Here is a 23209-nt window from a genome sequence, read left to right on the forward strand (position 1 = left end):
ACCCGCTGACCGCTTCTGCTGACGCTTCTTACACCACGTCCCGGGACACGATCCAGACACTTGCCCAGGCGAGGCCGAATCCGATGATTAACGGCCATCAGGACTGGCTGGAAGGCTTAATCAAGGCCGCTCGAAATCTCCAAACCAATTGATGTCACGTATCGCCCACCTGAAAGCAGGTTGAGGCGACCGAATTCCTAATCGACTGAGGTATGTCCATGAGCACCACCCTTAAAATCTTGATGATTCTTACTTCCCAGGCAACCATGGGAGACGACCCTCGGCCCACCGGCGTGTGGTTGGAAGAGCTGACCACGCCTTACTATGTCTTCGTCGATGCGGGCGTACAGGTCGATATTGCTTCCATCGCGGGCGGCAAGATTCCAATTGACCCGCATTCCCTGGAAATAGCAGGTAAGAACCCGCCCAGCGTTGAGCGATTCCTCAAAGACCCCGCCGCAATGCAAAAAATTGAGACCTCGATAAAGGTTGAGGGCATCTCGCCCAAGGGCTACGCAGCAGTCTTTCTTCCTGGTGGACATGGCACCATGTGGGATTTGCCGACGAGTAACAGCCTGGCAAAGTTGCTGACAAATGCCTGGGCTGACGGCAAGGTTATCTCGGCGGTATGCCATGGACCCGCAGGTTTGGTGAATGCCAAGGATGCTTCCGGTCAGCCGTTGGTCGCTGGCCGACGCGTCGCTGCCTTTACCAATAGCGAGGAAGCGGCTGCGGGGCTGACTGGCATGGTGCCCTTCCTGCTGGAAACCCGTGTCCGTGACTTGGGCGCAAAATATGAATCCGGTCCCGACTTCCAAACTTTTGCAATTCGCGATGGGAAGCTGGTTACTGGCCAGAATCCAGCCTCGTCGGCTGAAGTTGCTCGCTTGGTTTTGCAGGCGATTAAGGATGCTCCCTAAAGCCCTTTCTCCACCATGTTCGTTTGGTAGCATCTCCCGATTGGTTCACATAGTCCAACGAAAGGATGAGTAACACTATGTCCGCATTGTTTTCCCCATTTGCCCTCAAAGACGTCACCCTGCGCAACCGCATCGCCATTCCACCCATGTGCCAATACAGCGCTGTGGATGGAGTGGTAAATGATTGGCATCGGGTTCATTACGCTAGTCTGGCTCGCGGTGGGGCAGGATTGGTTATTGTCGAGGCTACTGGCGTTGCTCCCGAGGGGCGTATTACGCCGGCTTGCCTTGGCTTGTGGAATGACGAACAAGCAGCCGAATTGACCAAGGTAGTTGCCGCGATCAAGGCGGGCGGTTCTATTCCCGGCATTCAGATTGGCCACGCTGGCCGTAAAGCTTCCGCCAATTTGCCGTGGGAGGGCGATGACCATATTGCCGATGGAGACCCGAGGGGTTGGAGTACCATTTCCCCTTCGGCTGTGGCCTTCGGTGCCAATCTACCCAAAGTGCCCAAGGCGATGACCCTTGAGGATATTGCACGTGTCCGTGCAGATTTCGTTGCGGCGGCACGGAGGGCTCGCGATGCCGGCTTTGAGTGGCTGGAGTTGCACTTTGCTCACGGCTATCTGGCTCAAAGCTTCTTCTCTGTACATGCCAATCAGCGAACCGACCAATACGGCGGTGACTACGCCGGACGTAGCCGTTTCCTGCTGGAAACTCTGGCTGCCGTTCGCGAAGTATGGCCCGAGCATTTGCCGTTGACCGCACGCTTTGGCGTTATCGAGTTTGATGGTCGTGACGAAGAAACATTGTCCGAAGCGATTGAGCTATCCATTGCCTTCCGCAAGGCTGGACTGGATATGCTGAGCGTCAGCATGGGGTTCTCGACGCCGACCGCCAACATTCCTTGGGCGCCCGCTTTCCTCGCTCCTATCGCTGACAGGGTACGTTACGCGACCGGATTGCCGGTTGCTTCCTCGTGGGGCATCGACGTACCGACAGCTGCAGAGCGTGTTGTTGCAGACAAGCAGATGGACCTAGTCATGATTGGCCGCGCCCACTTAGCCAATCCGCATTGGGCTTACCACGCGGCCAAGGTTCTCGGCGTTGATAAACCTTCATGGGTCTTGCCGGCGCCGTACGCTCACTGGCTGGAGCGTTACAGCGTAGCTTGATAGCCGTTTCAGTTGTGTATTTTCACCGGGGGAACGTGATCGCCAGTTCCCTCGAATTGATTTGCCAAGAACTTTTAGGCGACCGGTTTGCGACTGTAAGCCGACGTTCAAACTTGAAGGTGAGTAATGACAGCAATGGGTCGATAGTCGCCACCCAAATGACCAAACAAAACGGGCAAGCGAATCGCTTGCCCGTTTCTCTTTCATCAGCAGAACAATTGGGACCACGAATTTCGGTCAAACCTGAACCCTATCCGCCGGGCAGCCAGCACCGAGGGTAAAGGTTGCGAGCGGGGCGTTTTTAAAGCCGCCCTGCAAGCCGCATCCAGAGGTCTTCCCAGCGGCAACATGCCCGCAAGGCGCATCCAGATGCGCCTTGCAGAGCCCCCTTAAATCAACGCCCTCAGCGCCGCCGCTTGGCGATCTGTCTTGAAAGCGCGATGAGCGGCAGGAGGCCGACGGCGACGATGGCGAGCGAGGCGGTGGAGGCTTCGGCGAGGCGTTCGTCGGCGGCGAGGGTGTAGGCCTGGGTGGCGAGGGTGTCGAAGTTGAAGGGGCGCATCACCAAGGTCGCCGGCAGTTCCTTCATCACGTCGACGAAGACCAGGAGGCCGGCGGTGAGCAGGCTGCCGCGCAGGATCGGCAGATGCACCCGGCGCAGCGCCCCGCCCTGGCCGCAGCCCAGGCTGCGCGCGGCTTCGTCCATGCTGGCGGTGATCTTGGCCAGGCTCTCGCCAACGGCGTTGAGCGCAACGGCAAGAAAGCGCACCAAATACGCGTAGATCAGCGCGGCGATGCCGCCGGTGAGCATGAGGCCGGGATTGACGCCGAACCACGCCTGCGCGGCGGCGATCAGCGCGTGGTCGAGGCGGGTGACGGGGATCAGCACGCCGACGGCGATCACCGACCCCGGCACCGCGTAGCCGAGGCCCACCAGCCGTTGCAGCGCCGCCGCAAGGCGCGCCGAGCGGCCGCGCGCGGCCTGCGCCTGGCGCACGGCGTAGGCGACGAGCAGCGCCAGGGCGACGGCCAAGAGCGCGGTCAGCCCGGCGAGGACGACGCTGTTGCCGGCGAGGCGGACGAAATGCGCGCCGAACTGCGCGTCGCCCTCGGCGAGCGCGAGGCGCAGCAGCAGGCCACCAGGCAGGGCAAAGCCGAAGCAGAGCGGCAGCGCGCAGGCCAACGTGGCGAGCAGCGCCGCGCCGCCTTTGAGCTCGCGCCCCGGCGCCGGGCGGTTGCGCCCGGTGGTGTTATGAAAGCGCGCCCGCCCGCGGCTCAAGCGTTCGAGCGCCAGGAGCAAGACCACGATGCCGAGCAGGCCGGCGGCGAGTTGCGCGGCGGCGACACGGTCGCCGAGCGAGAACCAGGCGCGGTAGATGCCGGTGGTGAAGGTCTGCACGCCGAAATACGAGACGGTGCCGTAGTCGGCCAGCGTTTCCATCAGCGCCAGCGCCGTGCCGGCGGCGACCGCCGGCCGGGCCAGCGGCAGCGAGACACGGAAGAAGCTGGCCCACGGCCCGCAGCCCAATGTCCGCGCGGCCTCCAGCATGCCGCTGGCGCGCTCCAGGAAAGCCGTGCGGGCGAGCAGGTAGACGTAGGGGTAGAGGACGAAGACGAACATCGCCACCGCGCCGCCAACGCTGCGCACCTCGGGGAACCAGTAGTCGCCGCGCCGCCAGCCGAAGGTCTCGCGCAGCGCGCTTTGCAGCGGACCGGCGAACTGCAAGAAATCGGTATACACGTAAGCCAGCACGTAGGCCGGCACGGCCAGCGGCAGCACCAGCCCCCACTCGAAGAAACGCCGCCCGGGAAAGTCGTGCATCGCCGTGAGCCAGGCGGTGGTGACGCCGACGACGATGGTGCCGCAGGCCACGCCCAGGCACAGCCAGAAAGTGCTCGCCAGGTAGTCGGGCAGCACGGTGGACGCGAGGTGCGCCCACACCGCGCCGGTCCCCTCCGAGCCGCCCTGAACGACGTTGAACAACACGCTGCCGACCGGCAGGGCGACGAGCGCGGCGAGGAGCAGCGAAACGGCGAGCAAGGGATGAATGCGGAACACGGGCAGGCGAGGCATGGCGGTGAGCGGGTAAATGCGAATTATAATGGGGCAGCGCAGGCTTCCGTGGCGCAAGACACGGGGCCGGCACCGCACAAGGCACACCGCCCAGAGACATGGAAACCCACGTAAACATTCCCGCCGCCGAATTAAAACCCAAGGCCAGCCACGCCCCCGGCGCCCCGCTCCTCGAACTGAGCGGCATCGTCCAGCGTTACGGCACGCACACCGTTGTCGACGGCGTCGATTTTTCCGTCGCGCGCGGCCAGATCGCCTGCCTGCTCGGCCCCTCGGGCTGCGGCAAGACCACGCTCTTGCGCTGCATCGCCGGCTTTGAACCGATCGCCGCCGGCGAAATCCGCCTCGGCGGGCAGCGCGTCACCGACGCCGGCTTCCGCCTGCCGCCCGAGGCGCGCCAGATCGGCATGGTCTTCCAGGATTACGCGCTCTTCCCGCACCTCACGGTCGCCGGCAACATCGCTTTTGGCATCGCCGCCCGATCCTCTGCCAAATCCGCCGCCGAACGCGCGGCGCGGGTCAGCGCCCTGCTCGCCACCGTCGGCCTCGCCGGCTGCGGCGAGAAATACCCGCACGAACTCTCCGGCGGCCAGCAGCAACGCGTCGCGCTCGCCCGCGCGCTGGCGCCCCGGCCGCAGCTCCTCCTGCTCGACGAGCCCTTCTCCAACCTCGACGTTGACCTGCGCGAACGCCTCGCGCTCGAAGTGCGCGCCATCCTCAAGCAGGAAGGCACCACCGCCATTCTCGTCACCCACGACCAGAACGAAGCCTTCGCCCTGGCCGACGAGATCGGCATCATGCACGCCGGCCGCATCCAGCAATGGGCCGCACCCTACGACCTCTACCACCAGCCGGCCAACCGCTTCGTCGCCGACTTCGTCGGCCAGGGCGCCTTCCTGCCTGGCACGGTGATCGACGGCCACACCGTCGACGTCGAGATCGGCCGCCTCGTCTCGCACCTGCCGCTCGAATGCCGGCAAGGCTGCGCCAGCTGCGGCCGCGGCTGCCACATCGAAGTGCTGCTGCGCCCCGACGACATCGTGCACGACGACGCCAGCGCCTTGCGCGCCGAAGTCCGCCAGCGCGCCTTCCGCGGCGCCGAATTCCTCTACACCCTGCGGCTGGCGAGCGGCGCCGAAATCCTCTCGCTGGTGCCCTCGCACCACAACCATGCCGTCGGCGAAGCGATCGGCATCCGCCCCGACGTCGACCACGTCGTCGCCTTCCGCCGCCCCGGCTGCCCGCCGGGCGCGCCCGAACGATGATCCCCTGGCTCGATCCGCACGACGACTTCCCGCCGGTCGAGCAGGCGCTGCGCGACCCCAACGGCCTGCTCTGCGCCGGCGCCGACCTTTCCCCGCAACGCCTCCTCGCCGCCTACCGCAACGGCATCTTCCCCTGGTTCTCGCCCGGCGAACCCATCCTCTGGTGGAGCCCCGACCCGCGCATGGCGCTCGTCCCCGGCGAACTGCGCATCACCCGCTCGCTGCGCCGCCGCCTGCAACAGGGCGACTACGAAGTGCGCCTCGACAGCGCCTTCGCCGCCGTCATCCAGTCCTGCGCCAGCACCCCGCGCCCCGGCCAGTCGGGCACCTGGATCACGCGCGAGATGCGCGCCGCCTACCTCGCCCTGCACGAACTCGGCTACGCCCACTCGGTCGAAACCTGGGTCGACGGCCAACTCGTCGGCGGCCTCTACGGCCTCGCCATCGGCCGCATGTTCTACGGAGAATCGATGTTCGCGCACCGCACCGACGCCTCGAAGATCGCCCTCGCCCACCTCGGCCGCTATCTGCGCCAGCACGACTACGGGCTGATCGACTGCCAGATGAGCACGCCGCACCTCGCTTCGCTCGGCGCGCGTGAAATCCCGCGCGAGGATTTTCTCGCCCGCCTGCGCACGCTGTGCGCCGCGCCCGGCGCTTCAAAGCGCTCCGGCCGCTGGCCAGAGGCGGGCGCGCAGCAGCCCTGGGGCGGCATCGAGGCCGAGCCCCTCGCCCTGAACGAAAACGAAGCCGCCCTGACCTGAGCCGGAGGATGCGATGGCGCTGCTCAACGACTCCGAACTCCCGCTCTCGCTGCTTCATTTCTACAACACCGCCGCCTACCCGTGCAGCTACCTCGCCGAGCGGCAGGCGGTCTCCCTCGTCGCCACCCCCACCCACCTGATCGACGGTGAAATCTACGGCCAGTTGCTGCACCAGGGTTTCCGCCGCAGCGGCGTGTTCACCTACCGGCCTGAATGCCCGGATTGCCGCGCCTGCGTGCCGGTGCGCCTGCCCGTTGAACGCTTCGCCCCCAGCCGCAGCCAGCGCCGCGGCCTCAAGCGCAATGCCGGCCTGCGCGCGCGCCAGTTCCCGCTGGTCGACGACGACGAGCACTACGCCCTTTACCTGCGCTACCAGGAAAGACGCCACGCCGGCGGCGGCATGGACCTCGACGACCGCGACCAGTACGCCCACTTCATCCTGCAAAGCCGGATCGACAGCCGGCTGGTCGAATTCCGCGAAGACGGCGTCCTGCGCATGGTCAGCCTGATCGACGTCGTCTCCGACGGCCTCTCCTCGGTCTACACCTTCTACGACCCCGACCGGCCGCACGCTGGCTACGGCACCTACGGCATCCTCTGGCAGATCGCCCAGTGCATCGCCAACGGTCTCCCCTACCTCTACCTCGGCTACTGGATCCGCGCGAGCCGCAAGATGGCCTACAAAGCCGACTTCCGCCCGATCGAAGGCTACATCGACGGCCAGTGGCGCGAGTTCGACCCGAACGACCCGACGGTGGGGTGAGCGCAACGCCCGCCCCAGCGCTGACATCCGAATCAAATCGCATCCCCGGAGGTTTTCCCCACCCCAAAAACAAGGAGGCCGCATGCGCAAAGTCGCCCTGATCACCCTGCACGGCATGGGCAAGATCAAGCCGTCGTATTTCGCCGAACTCGAAGTCGGGCTGAAGGATCGCCTGGGTGACGCCTGGAGTGCGGTGTCGTTCCAGAACGTCCAGTACGCGCCCATCCTGCAGGCGCCGGAAGACGCGCTCTGGGACGCCATGATGGCCTGCCCCGACAACGCGCTCGACGGCGTCAAGCTGCGCCAGTTCCTGCTCTACGGCTTTGGCGACGCCGGCTCGCTCGAGCACAGCCTGAAAAGCGACAAGCGCGCCTACCTCGCCACCCAGGCCGAAATCTTCGCCGCGCTCTCGCGCGCGCTCGCCGACGGCGGGCCGGCCGTGCCGGTGGTGATCATCGCCCAGTCGCTCGGTTGCCAGGTGATCTCCAACTACGCCTGGGACGCCCAGCACGAACGCAACCTCTTCGACCCGGCCTTCGCCGACTACCGCCAACACCAGCCCGTCACCGACCTGCACCGCCTCAAGACCTGCGTCCAGCTCGTCACCACCGGCTGCAACATTCCGCTCTTCGTCGCCGGGCTCGCCGAACGGGTCTGCTTCGCCGCCCCCAACGCCGAATTCCGCTGGGACAACTACTACGACCGCGACGACGTGCTCGGCTGGCCCTTGCGCCAGCTCGGTCCGAGCTACGACCTGATCCACGACCATCCGGTCAACGCCGGCGGCGCGCTCTCCGCATGGAACGTCGCCAGCCACGGCGAATACTGGTCCGACGCCAGCGTCCTCGACCCCTTGGCGGAAGCCCTGCGCCAGCGGCTCTGAGCCCACGCCCGCGCAGCACGGGGCCCGCGCCCGCGCGCCCCCGGACGACCAAGCTCGCCTTCGAGGCGCCCATTTTTCATGCCGAACGGTTAGGATGGAGGCTCGTCCTCCATCTCGATGCCTCGACGCCTCACGCCTCACGCCTCGCGCCCCGCCTCCGCATGCCCGCCCCTCCGCACGATGCTCCGCCGCCCGCCGCTCCGACCGCGACGCTGTGGGCGGTCGACCTCGTCAAGGCCTTGGCCGCGCAGCTGATCGTCTGGCACCACTTCGTTTCCTACGGCCCGCTCGTCAAAACCCTGCGCCCCTATGCGCCGGCCCTCGTCGACTGGCTCTACATCGACGCGCGCATGGCGGTGCAAGCCTTCCTCGTCGTCGGCGGCTTTCTTGCCGCGCGCAGTCTGGCGCCGCAGCTCGACGCGCCGGGGCCGGCGTGGGACGGGCGCCGCGTGGCAACACTCGCCGGCCGTCGCTACCGCCGCCTCATCCCGCCATTCTTCGTCGCCCTGGCCTTGGCCATCGTCTGCGCCGCGCTCGCCCGCGCCGTCCTCGCCGACCCCGACACCCCGGCAGCCCCGACGTTTCGCCAAGTGCTTTTCCATCTATTGCTGATCCACGACATCACCGGCACCGAGGCGCTGACCACCGGCGCCTGGTACGTCGTCGCCGACCTGCAGCTCTTCACCCTCCTGCTCGGCCTGCTGTGGCTGGCGCAGGCCTTGGCGCGCCGGATGGGCTGCGGCCCGGCGCCCGTCCGCGCCGCGCTGGTGCTCGGCCTCGGCGCGCTGTCGCTGTTCTGGGCCAGCCGCAGCCCGGCGCTGGAAGCCTGGGCGCTCTATTTCTTCGCCGCCTACGCCCTCGGCATCGCCGCGCAATGGGCCGCCTGGGTCGCCGCCCCCGCCCCCAACCGCGCCGGGGTGACCACGCTGCTCGCCCTGCTCCTGCTCTACGCCCTGGCGCTGGCCGTCGACTGGCGCGAACGCCCGCTCGTTTCGCTGCTCACCGCCGCGCTGCTGCTCTGGGGCGCGCGCGCCCGCTGCCCCTTCGGTCCGCGCCTTCAGGCATGCTGCGCCGGATTGAGCCGGATCTCGTACTGGGTCTTCCTCATCCACTATCCGTTGATCATGCTCTTCGGCGTTGTCGTCGAACGGCTCTGGCCCGGCCAGCCGCTGCCGGCCGCCGCCGGCCTGCTCGCCGCCTGGGCGGCGACGCTGGGCCTGGCGCAGGTGCTGCAAGGTGCCGGGCCGGCGGCACTCTTTTCCCGGCTGCTCGACGTCCAGCGCCGGCTTGCGCTGCTGCTCGTGCTCGGCGTCATCGTCGGGCCGGGCGTTGTCGACGCCGCACCCAAGCCACGGCCCGGCGCGAGTGCCGGGAAGGACGCCGCCCATACCCTCGCGCCCCCCCCGGCCAAGGCCGACGCGCCCGGCGCCCAGACCACCCTCGCGCAAGCCCCGCTGGATGCGCCCTGCGGCGGGCCTGCAAGCCGCATCCAGCGGTCGTTCCGGGGCACCGTGCCGCAGCCCGCCCCGTCGCGCGGGCGCAGCGCAGCACCGGCGCTCCCCGAACTGCGCCTGCGCGCCGCCGGACACGAAGACGCGGCGGCGATCAGCACCCTGATCAGCGACCTCGCGGCCCGCTTCATGGCCGCCGACTGCGACGCCGAAGCGCGCCAGCAGCTGCTCTCGACGATGACCCCGGCGGCGATCCGGCGCTACCTCGAGCGCGGCTACCGCTACCACGTCGGCGAAATCGACGGGCGCCTGGTCGGCGTCGTCGGCATCCGCCGGCATGCGCCCGCGCACACCCACATCCACCACCTCTTCGTCGCCGAATCCGAACACGGCCGGGGTTATGCCAGCCGCCTGTGGGCGCACGTGCGCGCCGCGACGGCCGCGGACGACAGCGGCGACATCGCGGAGATCACCGTCAACGCCTCGCCCTACGCGCTCGCCATCTACCGGCGCTGGGGCTTCCTGCCCGACGGCGAACGACGCGAACACGAAGGACTCACCGACATCCCGATGCGCTGGACGCAGGCCGCGCAGGCCAGACGCAGCGACGATTTCCTGCCCGACGTGCCGCCGGCCTGAACCGACGGCCCGAAGGCGCCCTGCCCCCCCCAGATCGACGCCGGCGCAGCGCCGACTAATCCGCGACCATTTCGCTGCCGATTTGCCCACGCTTCGCCTACCGTACGCCCGCCGGCCGGATTTGCGCGACAATGCTGATCGCATCACTCCCGTCCATGCCCCCCCATCCCCTTTCCATGCGCATTTTCATCGCCGCCGACATCCTGGGCCTCAGCCCGGCCCTGCGCCAGTGCTTCGCGCCGCTCGGCGACGACCTCGTTTTCCTCTCGCCCTGGGACGGCGAAGGCTGCCCTTACGCCAGCGAAGCCGAGGCGGCGCAAGCCTTTCACGCCCAGGACGGGCTGCGCCGCTATGCCGAAACGATCGCCCGCGCCGTAGCGAATGAAGCGGCCTTTCTCATCGGCTTGAGCGTCGGCGCCACCAGCCTGTGGCACTACCTCGCCAGCGCGGACTGTTCGCGCGCCAGCCAAGCGGTGCTCTATTACGGCTCGCGCATCCGCGAGCAGCGGGCGCTCGTTCCGCGCTGCCCGACCGAACTGGTTTTCGCCGCCCGCGAGGCGAGCTTCGACCCGCAGGCCTTGGCCGCCGAACTGCGCGACCGCGTTTCCGCCTGCTCGGTCGTCCCCGACACCACGCACGGCTTCATGAACCCCGCCTCGCCGCACTTCCAGCCGGCGCTCGCGGCGGCGGAGGTCGAGCGCCTGCGCCAACGGATCGACGCCTTGCGCAGGCCGCCGTATGCCTCGCCATGAGCCGCAGACCTTCGCCGCATCCGTCCTTGACCGAGGAGTTGCCATGCAAAGTTCGTCCGTGTTGCGCTGCCTGATCGAAGGCCTGCGCCTGCTGTTCTCGCCGGCCTGCCGTTTTGATGCCGCCCCTGTCGGCGCCCGCCTGCGCATGTCCGACGGGCGCGACTTCCGGATTTTCCGGCGCGTCGAGATCGACGCGCCGCCCCCGCCGGAAACGACGTTCATCGTCCGCTTCCGGCCCCGGCGGATGCCGCCCTGGCTCAACCGCACCTTCTCCTTGCTGCCGATGATCCCGATGCTCGGCTTCCGTGGCTTCCGCTCGAAATACTGGTGCGTCGACGACGCCACCGGCTTATTCCAGGGCGTCTACGAATGGCAAACGCAGGCGGACGCCGAGACCTACAGCCGCTCCATCGCCCTGCGTTTCATCCAGGGTCGCTCCGAGCCCGGCAGCGTGACCTTTTCCATCCACGCGCAAAAGACCTCGCCCAACGACAGCCTCTACACCCTGATCCGTTGAATGTGCCGCCACGCGGCGCGCCCCTCAGGGCCGCCGCGGCGGAACGCGCGCCGGCGCCAACGGCGCGACGCCCCGCACGCGCGCAGTCCCGTACGTCTGACCTTCCACGTCTTACGACGGCGCACCATCACTTGAGAGACTGCCACTGGGCGATGGTCAAGCCCTTCACCGGCAGCCGTCGGAAGCACCGTGGCCTTGATGAAGGTGCGCCGAGGCTTGCGCGGCATTCTCGCTCGCATTGGCCGTCGACGCGCCACCCTCTCCTGCCGGGGCCGCAGCCGCGGCAGCCGCTTGCGCGCCCCCTTGGTGGTGACTCTTGGTGCGCATCATGTGGGTCCATTTCGACCAATCATGCTCGCTGGCGCTCCAATGCCCGAACGCAAAAACCGGAGCCGCCAAGGCCACGCCCAGGACCAATACCCCCGCGCTTCGCATCCACACTCGATTCAGTTTCATTGCTTTCTCCTTTCATCCTCAAAAAAAACCATCCCTTCGCACGGAGCCCTCGTCGGCGTCCATTCAAGTTCAGTGCGAAAGGCGCCCTCAATCACGGCAACCACGACCACTCAACCGTACGCCCCGGAGCTGAATCCAATCAGAATCCAAGCTGAACCGCTCAACGATGATCCCGGTGCGCCCGCCGGCCCCGTCAAGAACATCAGCGGGCAGGCTTGGTACGGCGCTCGACGATCCGCCCGTCGCGGGCGTCGACCTTGAGCTTGAGCTTCACCGCGCCCGCCTGGACGATCTCGATCTCGTAGAACCAGGCGCCGCCCCTGCGTTCGAGTTCGGCATCGACCACCACCCCGGAGGCCTCACCCTCGATCCGCCCGAGCACGGTTTTCAGCGGCAGGATTTCGCCCGCGTCGACGGCTTTCAAGACCGCCTCAGGCCCTCGCTGCTCGGGCGCTCGCGGCTCGGCCGCCGCAACGGGCATCGCCAGACCCGCGGCCAGGAAAAGGGCACAGACCAGCGGGGCACAGGCCAGCGCCGGCAGGCGCACTGGTTTCGTTTTCATCGTGATTCCTTTCTGCAAACGTAAAGTCGAACCGGACACCACGCGCCCGGCACCGTCTTTATGCCCTCCCGCGCCTGAACCTGACCTGAACGCCACCGCTTGATTCGTCCTCGCTACGGCCTACGGTGTTCACACGGCGCGGCCCCGCGCGGTTCTTGATGTTTTCTTGATGCGGCAACGCCAACTCTTGGCACCGACTTGACGCGCACTTTTCGAAAATGCAGTCCTCGTCACACCGCATGGAGTCCGCAATGGACCTTTATTACTGTCTCGGCATCGGGGCCATCGTCGCCCTGGTGTTCGTTCTGATCGCCGGCTGCGCCCGGCTGAAGGGTTGAAGATGGACCCGTTCGTCATCCTCGGCGGCCTCGTCGCCGCGCTGCTGTTCGTCTATCTCCTCGTTGCCCTGATCACCCCGGAGCGTTTCTCATGACCGCCCACGCCTGGATCCTGCTCGCCGTCTTTCTCGGCGTCCTGCTCGCCGCCGGCCGCCCGCTCGGCGCCTACATCGCCCGCGTCGTCGACGGCGACTATGCCTGGGCGCGGCGCCTCGAAGCGCCGCTCTACCGGCTCTGCGGCGTGCGCGCCGACGAGGCGATGGGCTGGCGCAAATACGCCGTGGCCATCGTCCTCTTCAACGTCCTCGGCCTCGTGTTCACCTACGCCGTGCAGCGCCTGCAAGGCGTGCTGCCGCTCAACCCACAGGGCTTCGGCGCGGTCTCGCCCGACTCGGCGTTCAACACCGCGATCAGCTTCGTCACCAACACCAACTGGCAAGGCTACGGCGGCGAATCGACGATGAGCCACCTGACCCAGATGCTCACCCTGGCGGTGCAGAATTTCCTCTCGGCGGCGACCGGCATCGCCGTCGTCGTCGCCCTGATCCGCGGCTTCGCCCGGCATAGCGCGCAGACCCTCGGCAACGCCTGGGTCGACCTCACCCGCATCACGCTTTACGTGCTGTTGCCGCTCTCGATCGCCTACGCCCTCTTCCTCACCAGCCAGGGTGCGATCCAGAACTTCGACGCGTTCAAAACGGCGACCACGATCGAAGCCACCACCTACGAAACACCACGCCTCGATGCCGCCGGCCAGCCGCTCAAGGACGCCGCCGGGCAGGTCCTGACCGAAGCGGCGACGACGCAGGAACAGACGCTGCCGATGGGGCCGCTCGCCTCGCAGGAGGCGATCAAGCTCCTGGGCACCAACGGCGGCGGTTTCTTCAACGCCAACTCGGCGCACCCGTATGAAAACCCGACGCCGCTGTCCAATTTCTCGCAAATGCTGGCGATCTTCCTGATCCCCTGCGCGCTGTGCTTCACCTTCGGGCGCATGGTCGGCGACGCCCGTCAGGGCTGGGCCGTGCTCGCCGCGATGACGGCCATCTTCGTCGTCGCCACGGTCGCCGTCATCAGCTTCGAGCAGCAGGGCAACCCGCTGCTGCACGCCCTCGGCGTCGATGCTGCGGGCGGCAATATGGAAGGCAAGGAAGTGCGCTTCGGCATCGCCGACACCGGCCTTTTCGCAGCGGTAACCACGGCGGCCTCGTGCGGCGCGGTCAACAGCATGCACGACTCCTACACCCCGCTCGGCGGCATGGTGCCGCTCGTCCTGATGCAACTCGGCGAAGTCGTGTTCGGCGGCGTCGGTTCCGGCCTCTACGGCATGCTCGTCTTCGCCATCCTCGCCGTCTTCGTCGCCGGACTGATGATCGGGCGCACGCCGGAATATCTCGGCAAGAAGATCGAGGCCTTCGAGATGAAGATGAGCGCCCTCATCATCCTCGTCACGCCCACCCTGGTCCTCGTCGGCACCGCCATCGCCGTCTCGTTCGACGTCGGCCGCGCCGGCATCGCCAACCCCGGCGCGCACGGGCTCTCGGAAATCCTCTACGCCTTCACCTCGGGCGCCAATAACAACGGCAGCGCCTTCGCCGGCCTCTCCGCCAACACCCCGTTCTACAACGTGATGATCGGCCTGGCGATGTGGTTCGGCCGCTTCGGCGTCATCGTTCCGGTGCTGGCCATGGCCGGCGCGCTCGCCGCCAAGAAACGCATCGCCGTCACCTCGGGCACGCTGCCCACGCACGGCCTGCTCTTCGTCACCCTGCTGATCGGCGTCGTCCTGCTGGTCGGCCTGCTCAACTACGTCCCGGCGCTGGCGCTCGGCCCCATCGTCGAACACCTGATGCTGGTCAGCGCGCGCTAACGGGAGAACACTCATGTCACGTCAAACCTTTACCCTCTTCGACCCTGCGCTCGCCGTGCCGGCGTTTGCCGACGCCTGGCGCAAACTCAACCCGGCCATCCAGTGGCGCAACCCGGTGATGTTCGTCGTCTATGTCGGCAGCGTGCTCACCACCCTGCTCTGGCTGCAGGCCGCCTTCCTCCCCAGCCTCACCGGCCGGGGCGAGGACGGGGCCGGCTTCATCCTCGCCATCGCGCTCTGGTTGTGGTTCACCGTCCTCTTCGCCAACTTCGCCGAGGCGCTCGCCGAAGGCCGCAGCAAGGCGCAGGCCGCCGCGCTGCGCGGCCTGAAGCGTGAAACCTGGGCCAAGCAGCTGGACGCCGCGCGCCACGACGCCAAATGGCACCTCAAGCCCGCCAACGATCTGCGCCAAGGCGACGTGGTTCTCGTCCAGGCCGGCGACTTCATCCCGGCCGACGGCGAAGTCATCGAAGGCGTCGCCTCGGTCGACGAAAGCGCCATCACCGGCGAATCGGCGCCGGTGATCCGCGAGTCGGGCGGCGACTTCTCGGCCGTCACCGGCGGGACGCGCGTCCTCTCCGACTGGGTCGTGATGCGCGTCACCGTCAATCCGGGCGAGACTTTCGTCGACCGCATGATCGCCATGGTCGAGAACGCCAAGCGCCAGAAAACGCCGAACGAAATCGCGCTGACCATCCTGCTCGTCGCGCTGACCCTCGTCTTCCTGATCGTCACCGCCACCCTGCTGCCTTTCTCGCAGTTCAGCGTCGAGGTGGCGCAAGCGGGCACGCCGGTGAGCATCACCGTGCTCGTCGCCCTGCTCGTCTGCCTGATCCCGACGACCATCGCCGGCCTGCTCTCGGCCGTCGGCGTCGCCGGCATGAGCCGCATGATGCAGGCCAACGTCATCGCCACCTCCGGACGCGCGGTCGAGGCCGCCGGCGACGTCGACGTATTGCTGCTCGACAAGACCGGCACCATCACCCTCGGCAACCGCCAGGCCAGCACCTTCCTGCCTGCCGACGGGGTCAGCGAGGCCGAACTCGCCGACGCGGCGCAGCTCGCCTCGCTCGCCGACGAAACGCCGGAAGGGCGCAGCATCGTCGTTCTCGCCAAGCAACGCTTCCAGTTGCGCGAGCGCGACGTCGCCGCGCTCGGCGCGCACTTCGTGCACTTCACTGCGCAAACGCGGATGAGCGGCGTCGACCTTCCGGAAGGACGGATCATCCGCAAAGGCGCCGCCGAGGCCGTGCGCGCCCACGTCGTCAAACTGGGCGGCGAATTCCCGCTCGCCGTCGAGCGCGCGGTCGACGACGTCGCACGGCGCGGCAGCACCCCGCTGGTGGTCGTCGACGGCCAGCGCGTGCTCGGCGTCGTCGAACTCAAAGACATCGTCAAGGGCGGGATCAAGGAACGCTTCGCCCAGTTGCGCCGCATGGGGATCAAGACGGTGATGGTCACCGGCGACAACCGCCTGACCGCCGCCGCCATCGCCGCCGAGGCCGGGGTCGACGACTTCCTCGCCGAAGCAACGCCCGAAGCCAAGCTCAAGCTGATCCGCGAACATCAGGCGCAAGGCCGCCTAGTGGCAATGACCGGCGACGGCACCAACGACGCCCCGGCACTCGCCCAGGCCGACGTCGCAGTGGCGATGAACAGCGGCACCCAGGCGGCCAAGGAAGCCGGCAACATGGTTGACCTCGACTCCAACCCGACCAAGTTGATCGAGGTCGTCGAGACCGGCAAGCAGATGCTGATGACGCGCGGTTCGCTGACCACCTTCTCGATCGCCAACGACATCGCCAAGTACTTCGCCATCGTCCCGGCGGCCTTCGTCGGCACCTACCCGCAGCTTTCGGCGCTCAACGTGATGGGGCTCGCCAGCCCGCATTCGGCGATCCTCTCGGCGGTGATCTTCAACGCCCTCGTCATCGTCTTCCTCATCCCGCTGGCGCTCAAGGGCGTCGCCTACCGGCCGCTCGGCGCTGCCACCTTGCTGCGTCAGAACCTTCTGGTCTACGGCCTCGGCGGTCTGCTGGTGCCCTTCGTCGGCATCAAGCTCATCGACCTTGTCGTCGGCCCGCTCCTCGCCGGCCTCGGCCTGGCCTGACCCATCGGATTTCGGAGAACCGCATGTCCATGCTTTCCACCCTCACTTCGCAACTGCGCCCGGCCGTCTCGGTCTTCGCCCTGCTCACCGTCGTCACCGGCCTCGCCTACCCCTACGCGGTAAACGGCATCGCGCAAGCCACCTTCCCCGCCGAGGCCGCCGGCAGCCTGATCGAGCGCGACGGCAAGCTCGTCGGCTCGACGCTGGTCGGCCAGCACTTCACCGACCCCGGCCACTTCTGGGGCCGCCCCTCGGCGACCGGGCCGCAGCCCTACAACGGCGCCGCGTCGGGCGGCTCCAACCAGGGGCCGCTCAACCCGGCGCTGGCCGACGCCGTCAAGGCGCGCATCGCAGCGCTGCGCGCCGCCGACCCGGACAACACGGCGCCGATCCCGGTCGATCTCGTCACCGCCTCGGGCAGCGGCCTCGACCCGCACCTCAGCCCGGCTGCGGCCGAGTACCAGATCGCGCGCGTCGCCCGCGCCCGCGGCCTCGATCCGGAGGACGTGCGCGCCCTCGTTGCCCAGCACCGCAGCGAACCGCAGTTCGGCCTCTTCGGCGATGCGCGGGTGAACGTGCTGACGCTCAACCTGGCGCTCGACGCCTTGCGCCCCTGAAATGCCCGAAGCACGCACTGGGCATCCCGATCGTGACAAAATACCCGCCTCACACGGCACCGGCCCTGGCCCCGGCGCCGTCTCCAACGATCACGAGGAATACCAGGTGCTGATCAACTGCGTCGCCTACGGCAACGGCAAGCGGATGTCCGAAATCCCGGTCGAGGACATCAGCGATTACATCGCCAAACCCGATTGTTTCGTCTGGGTCGCCTTGCGCGACGCGACGCCGCACGAACTCGACCAGATGCAGGAAGAGTTCGGCCTGCACGAACTGGCAGTCGAAGACGCCCGGCACGGCCATCAGCGTCCGAAGATCGAAGGCTACGACGACTCGCTGTTCGCCGTGCTGCACCTGCTCGACTACGTAGCGGGCGAACTGCGCAAGGGCGAGGTGAGCATCTTCGTCGGAAAGAACTTCGTCCTCTCGGTACGCAGCCACGCCGAACAGAATTTCCACGCCGTGCGCGAGCGCTGCGAGCACGAGGCCCATCTACTCCAGCAGGGGGCGGGCTTCGTGTTCTACGCACTGATGGACGCCGTGGTCGACCGCTACTTCCCGATCATCGACGCGCTCGAGTCCGAACTCGAGGAAATCGAAGGCCGTATCTTCGCCAAGGGCGGCGCGCGCGCTAATATCGAACGCCTCTACGACCTCAAGCGCAAGGTCACTGTCATCAAGCATGCGGTGGCACCGCTCATGGAGGCGATCGGCCGCCTGATCGGCGCCTGGAGTCCGGCGATCACCACGGGCTGCCGCGAATACCTGCGCGACGTGCTCGACCACCTGACGCGCATCAACACCTCGCTCGACACCATCCGCGACACCATTGGCACGGCGATCCAGGTCAACCTGTCGATGGTCACCATCGAAGAGAACGAAGTGAACAAGCGCCTCGCCGCCTGGGCCGGGATCTTTGCCGCGGCCACTGCGCTGGCCGGCATCTGGGGCATGAACTTCAAGGCCATGCCCGAGCTCGACTGGGAGTACGGCTATCCCTTCGCGCTGACGGCGATCGCCTCGGTCAGCGGTTTCCTCTACTGGCGCTTCAAGCGCGCCGGCTGGCTCTAAGGCCTCCGCATGCACGACGGCGACCTACGCCCCGACCCCGACAAGCTTCTCGACCGGGTCAACGCCGCAGCGGCGCGCGCCACGCGCGGCAAACTGAAGATTTTCTTCGGTGCCTCGGCCGGCGTCGGAAAAACCTACGCCATGCTCGGCGTGGCGCGCCAGCAGCTCCTCGCCGGCCAGGACGTCGTCATCGGCGTGGTCGAAACGCACGGACGGACCGAAACCGAGGTCATGGCCGACGGCCTGGAGCGCCTGCCGCTCCGGGAAATCGCCCACCGCGGCCACACGTTGCGCGAATTCGACCTCGACGGCGCGCTGGCACGCCGGCCGCAGCTCATCCTGGTCGACGAACTGGCGCACAGCAACGCCCCCGGCTCGCGCCACCCCAAACGCTGGCAGGACGTGGAAGAACTGCTCGCGGCCGGCATCGACGTCTGCACCACGATCAACGTCCAGCACCTTGAAACGCTCAACGACATCGTCAGCGGCATCGCCGGCATTCGCGTCTGGGAAACCGTCCCCGACCGCATCTTCGACCAGGCCGACGAGGTGGTCGTCGTCGACCTGCCGCCCGACGAACTGATCCAGCGCCTGCAACAGGGCAAGGTCTACATCCCGCAGCAGGCCAAGGTCGCGGCACGCAATTTCTTCCGCAAGGGCAACCTGCTGGCCTTGCGCGAACTGACGCTGCGCCGCACCGCCAACCGGGTCGACGGCGAGATGCAGGCCTACCGCCGCGAAATCGCCACTGCGCAGGCGCCCGTCTGGCCGACGCGCGAGGCCCTGCTGGCCTGCATCGGCCCTGACCGGCGCAGCGAAAAGGTGGTGCGCAGCGCCGCCCGCCTCGCCGCCCAGCTCGACGTGCCCTGGCACGCCGTCCATGTCGAAGCGCCGGGCGCGCCACCGCGCGAAGACGGCGAACGGGCACTCAAGCTGGCACAGGAGCTCGGCGCCACGACGGCCACGCTGACCGCGCCCGACACCGCCGCGGCGCTCATCGCCTATGCCCGCGAGCACAACCTCCCGCGCCTCGTCGTCGGCCGCTCCGGACGCCGCCTGCGCAGCCCCTGGCGCCGCCGCGTGGCCGACGCCATCGAGGCGCAGGCCGAGGACCTCGAGCTGCTGCGCGTTCCGCTCGCCGCCACGCCGCCGCGCCCGTCGTCCCTGGCGCGCCCACCGGCGGCGCTCGGCGATGCGCTCAACAGCTACGTCTACGCCTTCGCCGTCTGCGCCGCCACGGCCCTCGTCGCCTCCCCGCTCGCCGAAGTCTTCGAGCTGAGCAACATCGTCATGCTCTTCCTGCTCGCCGTGGTCGGCGTCGCGCTGCGCTGGGGGCGCGGACCGGCGGTCTTCGCCGCGCTGGTCGGGGTCGGGATGTTCGATTTCTTCTTCGTCGCGCCGCGCTTTTCCTTCGCGGTCAGCGACGTGCAGTACCTGATCACCTTCACCGTCATGTTCGTCGTCGCCCTGGTCGTCGGCCAGCTGATGGCCGGGCTCAAGGTCCAGGTTGCCGCGGTCACCGCGCGCGAACGGCGGATGAGCGGCCTGTACGCGATGTCGCGCGACCTCTCGGCAACGCTGGTCAGCGAACAGGTGGCGGAAGTCGGCGCGCGCTTCCTGGAAAGCGAGTTCGGGCTCAAGTCGGCGCTGCTCGTCGCCGACCTCGACGAGCGCCTGCAAGTCCTGCCCGGCGCGAGCACCGACGCCGACCTCGGCGTCGCCCGCTGGGCCTTCGAGCGCGGCGAGCCGGCCGGGCACGGCACCGATACCCTGCCCGCCAGCCGCTGCCTGGTGCTGCCGCTGAAAACGACGATGCGCCTGCGCGGCGTGCTGGCCGTCGAGCCGCGCCCCGGCCAGCCGATCAACCTCGAGGAACGGCGGGTGCTCGACACCTGCGCCTCGCTGCTGGCGATTGCCATCGAACGCATCCACTACCTCGAAGTGGCGCGCACGACGCTGGTGCAGATGGAATCCGAACGCCTGCGCAACTCGCTGCTGTCGGCCATCTCGCATGACCTGCGCACGCCGCTTGCCGCGCTCGTCGGCCTCGCCGACAGCGTGGCGCTGACCCGGCCGCCGCCCAGCGGCGAACAGCAGGAACTGATCGATGCGATGCGCGCCTCGGCGCTACGGATGAGCGCACTGGTCGGCAACGTGCTCGACATGGCGCGCCTCGAATCGGGCAACGTGCACATCAACCGTCAGTGGCTGCCACTCGAAGAGGTCGTCGGCAGCGCACTCGCGGCCTGCGCCGACGCGCTCGAGGGGCGCGCGCTGCAGGTCCGCCTGCCGGGCGACCTGCCGCTGCTCGAGGTCGACGCCGCGCTGATCGAGCGCGTGCTCGTCAACCTGCTTGAGAACGTCGGCAAATACACGCCGCCCGGCAGCGCCATCGAGATCGAGGCGCAGGCCGAACCCGGCGTCGTCCGCCTGTGGGTCGACGACCACGGCCCCGGCCTGCCGCCGGGACGCGAGGAGGCGATCTTCGAGAAGTTCGAACGCGGCCGCCGGGAAAGCGCGACGCCCGGCGTCGGCCTGGGCCTCGCCATCAGCCGGGCGATCATGCAGGCGCATGGCGGCGGCATCCGCGGCGAAACGCGCGCGGACGGCGGCGCACGCTTCACCCTGACCCTGCCGCGCGGCGAACCGCCGCGCGACGACGGCACACCGCCCGAGGAAGGAACCCCGCCCGCATGAGTGACGCCCGCATCCGCCTCCTGATCGTCGAGGACGAGGCCGACATCCGCCGCTTCCTGCGCCTGGCCCTCGAAAACGAAGGCTTCGAAACCTATGAGGCCGACACCGTCAAGCGGGCGCTGATCGAAGCCGGCACCCGCCGCCCCGAACTCGTCGTCCTCGACCTCGGCCTGCCCGACGGCGACGGCGTCGACTTCATCCGCGACCTGCGCGGCTGGTCGGCCGTGCCGGTGATCGTGCTCTCTGCACGCAGCAGCGAAGCGGACAAGATCGCCGCCCTCGACGCCGGCGCCGACGATTACCTCGTCAAACCCTTCGGCGCGGGCGAACTGCTCGCCCGCGTGCGCGCCCAGCTTCGCCGCCTGGCTCGCCCGGCGGTCAGTGGCGAAGCCGTGGCGCAGTTCGGCGAAGTGCGCGTCGATCTGGCCCGGCGCAGCGTCGAACGCTCCGGCGTCCCGGTGCATCTGACGCCGATCGAATACCGCCTGCTCACCAGCCTGCTCGCCCAGCCCGACCGCGTCCTCACCCACCGCCAGCTGCTCCAGGCCGTGTGGGGCCCCGGGCACAGCGAAGACACGCACTACGTGCGCGTGCATATGGCCAACCTGCGCAAAAAGCTCGAAGCCGACCCGGCCCGCCCGCGCCACCTCAAGACTGAAGCCGGCATCGGCTACCGTTTCGTCGGCGCCTGAGCGGCTGTCGGCAGGCGTTCAGACAGCGCCGGGCGACCGGCACCGTCGCGCCCTCCGTTGCCGAAATACCCTTGTTCAGGCTGTGGTTTCCCACAATGGAAGCCCCTTCCCCCGGTGCGTAATGTGTTCCCAACAGAGTCCGCCAAGGACCGCAGGGACATTCACCACTCAGGGAGCGCAGCATGGTCAAGCAGTCGCTATTCAAAAGCCTTTACTTCCAGGTCCTCGTCGCCATCGCCATCGGCGTCGTCCTCGGGCATTACTACCCCGAGACCGGCGCCGCGATGAAGCCACTCGGCGACGGCTTCATCAAGCTGATCAAGATGATCATCGCCCCGATCATCTTCTGCACCATCGTCGTCGGCATCGCCGGCATGAAGGACATGAAGAAGGTGGGCAAGACCGGCGGCTACGCCCTGCTCTACTTCGAGATCGTCAGTACCTTCGCGCTGATCATCGGCCTCGTGGTGGTCAACGTCTGGAAGCCCGGCGCCGGGATGAACGTCGACGTCAGCACGCTCGACAGCAAGAGCGTGGCGATGTACGCCGCGCCAGGCAAGATGGTGTCGACCACCGACTTCATCATGAACATCATCCCGACCAGCGTGGTCGACGCCTTCGCCAAGGGCGACATCCTGCAGGTGCTGTTCTTCTCCATCCTCTTCGGCTATGCGCTGCACGCCTTCGGCGAGCGCGGCAAGCCGGTCTTTGATTTCATCGAGAAGACCTCGCACATCCTCTTCGGCATCATCGGCATCATCATGAAGGTTGCTCCGATCGGCGCCTTCGGCGCGATCGCCTACACCATTGGCAAGCACGGCCTCGGCAGCCTGGCCCAGCTCGCGCACCTGATGGGTTCGTTCTACCTCACCTGCGTCATCTTCGTCGCCCTGGTGCTGGGCAGCATCGCCCGCTTCCACGGGTTCAGCCTGTGGAAGCTGCTCAAGTACATCAAGGAAGAGCTGTTCATCGTCCTCGGCACCTCGTCGTCGGAATCGGCCTTGCCGCGCCTGATCGCCAAGATGGAAAACGCCGGCGCCGAAAAGTCGGTGGTCGGCATGGTCGTCCCCACGGGGTATTCGTTCAACCTCGACGGCACTTCGATCTACCTGACGATGGCGGCGATCTTCATCGCCCAGGCGACCAACACCCCGCTCGACCTCAGCCAGCAGATCGGCCTGCTGATCGTCCTGCTGCTCACCTCCAAGGGTGCCGCAGCGGTCGCCGGCGGCGGCTTCATCGTCCTGGCCGCGACCTTGTCTTCGGGTGGCGCGATCCCGGTTGCCGGGCTGGCGCTGATCCTCGGCATCGACCGCTTCATGTCGGAAGCCCGCTCGATCACCAATTTCATCGGCAACAGCGTCGCCACACTGGTCGTCGCCAAGTGGTGCAACGCGCTCGACATGGATCGCCTGACCGCGGTGCTCAACGACGAAACCGCCGACGAGGCCGACCGTCCCGAACTCGTGCTCAACGACGCCGAGGAGGCGATCATGCCGCCGCTGCCGCGGCCGGTCGTCGATCATCACTGAGACCTCAGCGACCTGTATGAATCTGGGGCGGCCCGCAGGCCGCCCCGCAACCGGACACTT

At 67.5% G+C, this 23209-nt stretch carries 19 protein-coding genes; 17 read left to right on the forward strand and 2 right to left on the reverse strand.

Annotated elements, in window-relative coordinates:
* The first annotated feature begins 218 nt into the window (after positions 1-218).
* Positions 219-920 (forward strand): type 1 glutamine amidotransferase domain-containing protein, encoded by a 702-nt coding sequence (locus tag QMB55_RS14135; protein WP_497589369.1) that lies wholly within the window; start codon positions 219-221, stop codon positions 918-920.
* Positions 921-997: 77 nt separating this feature from the next.
* Positions 998-2095 carry an NADH:flavin oxidoreductase/NADH oxidase gene (locus tag QMB55_RS14140; RefSeq protein ID WP_497589410.1) on the forward strand — a complete coding sequence of 366 codons (1098 nt, stop codon included), beginning with the start codon at positions 998-1000 and terminating at the stop codon, positions 2093-2095.
* A 403-nt stretch (positions 2096-2498) separates the two neighbouring features.
* On the opposite strand, the gene QMB55_RS14145 is transcribed toward QMB55_RS14140, so the two are convergent.
* Positions 2499-4169: an ABC transporter permease gene (locus QMB55_RS14145; protein ID WP_497589370.1), complete on the reverse strand. Its 1671-nt coding sequence runs from the start codon at positions 4167-4169 to the stop codon at positions 2499-2501.
* Between the two features lie 98 nt (positions 4170-4267).
* Between QMB55_RS14145 and QMB55_RS14150 the strand changes: the two genes are divergently transcribed.
* The 7 genes from QMB55_RS14150 (at position 4268) to QMB55_RS14180 (ending at position 11203) form a co-directional block, all read left to right on the forward strand.
* On the forward strand, positions 4268-5434 hold the full coding sequence (locus QMB55_RS14150) for an ABC transporter ATP-binding protein (RefSeq protein WP_497589371.1): 1167 nt from the start codon (positions 4268-4270) through the stop codon (positions 5432-5434).
* Positions 5431-6198 carry a leucyl/phenylalanyl-tRNA--protein transferase gene (gene aat, locus QMB55_RS14155; RefSeq protein ID WP_497589372.1) on the forward strand — a complete coding sequence of 256 codons (768 nt, stop codon included), beginning with the start codon at positions 5431-5433 and terminating at the stop codon, positions 6196-6198. The genes QMB55_RS14150 and aat overlap by 4 nt, the downstream gene beginning before the upstream one ends.
* Positions 6199-6211: 13 nt before the next feature.
* Positions 6212-6961: an arginyltransferase gene (locus tag QMB55_RS14160; RefSeq protein WP_497589373.1), complete on the forward strand. Its 750-nt coding sequence runs from the start codon at positions 6212-6214 to the stop codon at positions 6959-6961.
* An 82-nt stretch (positions 6962-7043) separates the two neighbouring features.
* On the forward strand, positions 7044-7844 hold the full coding sequence (locus tag QMB55_RS14165; RefSeq protein WP_497589374.1) for a hypothetical protein: 801 nt from the start codon (positions 7044-7046) through the stop codon (positions 7842-7844).
* Between the two features lie 161 nt (positions 7845-8005).
* The gene (locus tag QMB55_RS14170) at positions 8006-9934 is read left to right on the forward strand and encodes a GNAT family N-acetyltransferase (RefSeq protein WP_497589375.1); all 1929 of its coding nucleotides are present in this window, start codon (positions 8006-8008) and stop codon (positions 9932-9934) included.
* A 176-nt stretch (positions 9935-10110) separates the two neighbouring features.
* On the forward strand, positions 10111-10686 hold the full coding sequence (locus QMB55_RS14175; RefSeq protein ID WP_497589376.1) for a dienelactone hydrolase family protein: 576 nt from the start codon (positions 10111-10113) through the stop codon (positions 10684-10686).
* Between the two features lie 43 nt (positions 10687-10729).
* Positions 10730-11203 (forward strand): hypothetical protein, encoded by a 474-nt coding sequence (locus tag QMB55_RS14180; RefSeq protein ID WP_497589377.1) that lies wholly within the window; start codon positions 10730-10732, stop codon positions 11201-11203.
* 658 nt (positions 11204-11861) lie between these two features.
* Here the strand turns inward: QMB55_RS14180 and QMB55_RS14185 are convergent.
* Positions 11862-12221, reverse strand: a complete 360-nt coding sequence (locus tag QMB55_RS14185; RefSeq protein ID WP_497589378.1) for a PepSY domain-containing protein — start codon at positions 12219-12221, stop codon at positions 11862-11864.
* Positions 12222-12561: 340 nt separating this feature from the next.
* On the opposite strand from QMB55_RS14185, the gene kdpF reads away from it, so the two are divergent.
* The 8 genes from kdpF to QMB55_RS14225 all read left to right on the forward strand — a co-directional run bounded on the left by kdpF (position 12562) and on the right by QMB55_RS14225 (position 23149).
* Entirely contained in the window at positions 12562-12654 is a 93-nt protein-coding gene (gene kdpF / locus QMB55_RS14190; protein WP_497589379.1) for a K(+)-transporting ATPase subunit F, read from the forward strand.
* On the forward strand, positions 12651-14429 hold the full coding sequence (kdpA, locus tag QMB55_RS14195) for a potassium-transporting ATPase subunit KdpA (RefSeq protein ID WP_497589380.1): 1779 nt from the start codon (positions 12651-12653) through the stop codon (positions 14427-14429). Before kdpF ends, kdpA begins: the two co-directional genes overlap by 4 nt.
* A gap of 13 nt (positions 14430-14442) precedes the next feature.
* Positions 14443-16539, forward strand: coding sequence for a potassium-transporting ATPase subunit KdpB (gene kdpB / locus QMB55_RS14200; RefSeq protein ID WP_497589381.1), 2097 nt, complete (start codon positions 14443-14445; stop codon positions 16537-16539).
* A gap of 23 nt (positions 16540-16562) precedes the next feature.
* Positions 16563-17156, forward strand: coding sequence for a potassium-transporting ATPase subunit KdpC (gene kdpC, locus QMB55_RS14205; RefSeq protein ID WP_497589382.1), 594 nt, complete (start codon positions 16563-16565; stop codon positions 17154-17156).
* A 106-nt stretch (positions 17157-17262) separates the two neighbouring features.
* Complete coding sequence (gene corA, locus QMB55_RS14210) at positions 17263-18228, forward strand: magnesium/cobalt transporter CorA (RefSeq protein ID WP_497589411.1); 966 nt, start codon at positions 17263-17265, stop codon at positions 18226-18228.
* A 9-nt stretch (positions 18229-18237) separates the two neighbouring features.
* The gene (locus tag QMB55_RS14215; RefSeq protein WP_497589383.1) at positions 18238-20925 is read left to right on the forward strand and encodes a DUF4118 domain-containing protein; all 2688 of its coding nucleotides are present in this window, start codon (positions 18238-18240) and stop codon (positions 20923-20925) included.
* Entirely contained in the window at positions 20922-21617 is a 696-nt protein-coding gene (gene kdpE, locus QMB55_RS14220; RefSeq protein WP_497589384.1) for a two-component system response regulator KdpE, read from the forward strand. Before QMB55_RS14215 ends, kdpE begins: the two co-directional genes overlap by 4 nt.
* Before the next feature lie 182 nt (positions 21618-21799).
* Entirely contained in the window at positions 21800-23149 is a 1350-nt protein-coding gene (locus QMB55_RS14225) for a dicarboxylate/amino acid:cation symporter (RefSeq protein ID WP_497589385.1), read from the forward strand.
* Positions 23150-23209 lie beyond the last annotated feature (60 nt).

The sequence above is a fragment of the Propionivibrio sp. genome (assembly GCF_041441355.1).
Taxonomy (GTDB): Bacteria; Pseudomonadota; Gammaproteobacteria; order Burkholderiales; family Rhodocyclaceae; genus Propionivibrio.

What these genes read in the sequence shown, in the direction of transcription:
- QMB55_RS14135 (WP_497589369.1), top strand. Translation starts at nt 219, where the DNA reads ATGAGCACCACCCTTAAAATCTTGATGATTCTTACTTCCCAGGCAACC.
- QMB55_RS14140 (WP_497589410.1), top strand. Translation starts at nt 998, where the DNA reads ATGTCCGCATTGTTTTCCCCATTTGCCCTCAAAGACGTCACCCTGCGC.
- QMB55_RS14145 (WP_497589370.1), bottom strand. Translation starts at nt 4,169, where the DNA reads ATGCCTCGCCTGCCCGTGTTCCGCATTCATCCCTTGCTCGCCGTTTCG.
- QMB55_RS14150 (WP_497589371.1), top strand. Translation starts at nt 4,268, where the DNA reads ATGGAAACCCACGTAAACATTCCCGCCGCCGAATTAAAACCCAAGGCC.
- aat (WP_497589372.1), top strand. Translation starts at nt 5,431, where the DNA reads ATGATCCCCTGGCTCGATCCGCACGACGACTTCCCGCCGGTCGAGCAG.
- QMB55_RS14160 (WP_497589373.1), top strand. Translation starts at nt 6,212, where the DNA reads ATGGCGCTGCTCAACGACTCCGAACTCCCGCTCTCGCTGCTTCATTTC.
- QMB55_RS14165 (WP_497589374.1), top strand. Translation starts at nt 7,044, where the DNA reads ATGCGCAAAGTCGCCCTGATCACCCTGCACGGCATGGGCAAGATCAAG.
- QMB55_RS14170 (WP_497589375.1), top strand. Translation starts at nt 8,006, where the DNA reads ATGCCCGCCCCTCCGCACGATGCTCCGCCGCCCGCCGCTCCGACCGCG.
- QMB55_RS14175 (WP_497589376.1), top strand. Translation starts at nt 10,111, where the DNA reads ATGCGCATTTTCATCGCCGCCGACATCCTGGGCCTCAGCCCGGCCCTG.
- QMB55_RS14180 (WP_497589377.1), top strand. Translation starts at nt 10,730, where the DNA reads ATGCAAAGTTCGTCCGTGTTGCGCTGCCTGATCGAAGGCCTGCGCCTG.
- QMB55_RS14185 (WP_497589378.1), bottom strand. Translation starts at nt 12,221, where the DNA reads ATGAAAACGAAACCAGTGCGCCTGCCGGCGCTGGCCTGTGCCCCGCTG.
- kdpF (WP_497589379.1), top strand. Translation starts at nt 12,562, where the DNA reads ATGGACCCGTTCGTCATCCTCGGCGGCCTCGTCGCCGCGCTGCTGTTC.
- kdpA (WP_497589380.1), top strand. Translation starts at nt 12,651, where the DNA reads ATGACCGCCCACGCCTGGATCCTGCTCGCCGTCTTTCTCGGCGTCCTG.
- kdpB (WP_497589381.1), top strand. Translation starts at nt 14,443, where the DNA reads ATGTCACGTCAAACCTTTACCCTCTTCGACCCTGCGCTCGCCGTGCCG.
- kdpC (WP_497589382.1), top strand. Translation starts at nt 16,563, where the DNA reads ATGTCCATGCTTTCCACCCTCACTTCGCAACTGCGCCCGGCCGTCTCG.
- QMB55_RS14215 (WP_497589383.1), top strand. Translation starts at nt 18,238, where the DNA reads ATGCACGACGGCGACCTACGCCCCGACCCCGACAAGCTTCTCGACCGG.
- kdpE (WP_497589384.1), top strand. Translation starts at nt 20,922, where the DNA reads ATGAGTGACGCCCGCATCCGCCTCCTGATCGTCGAGGACGAGGCCGAC.
- QMB55_RS14225 (WP_497589385.1), top strand. Translation starts at nt 21,800, where the DNA reads ATGGTCAAGCAGTCGCTATTCAAAAGCCTTTACTTCCAGGTCCTCGTC.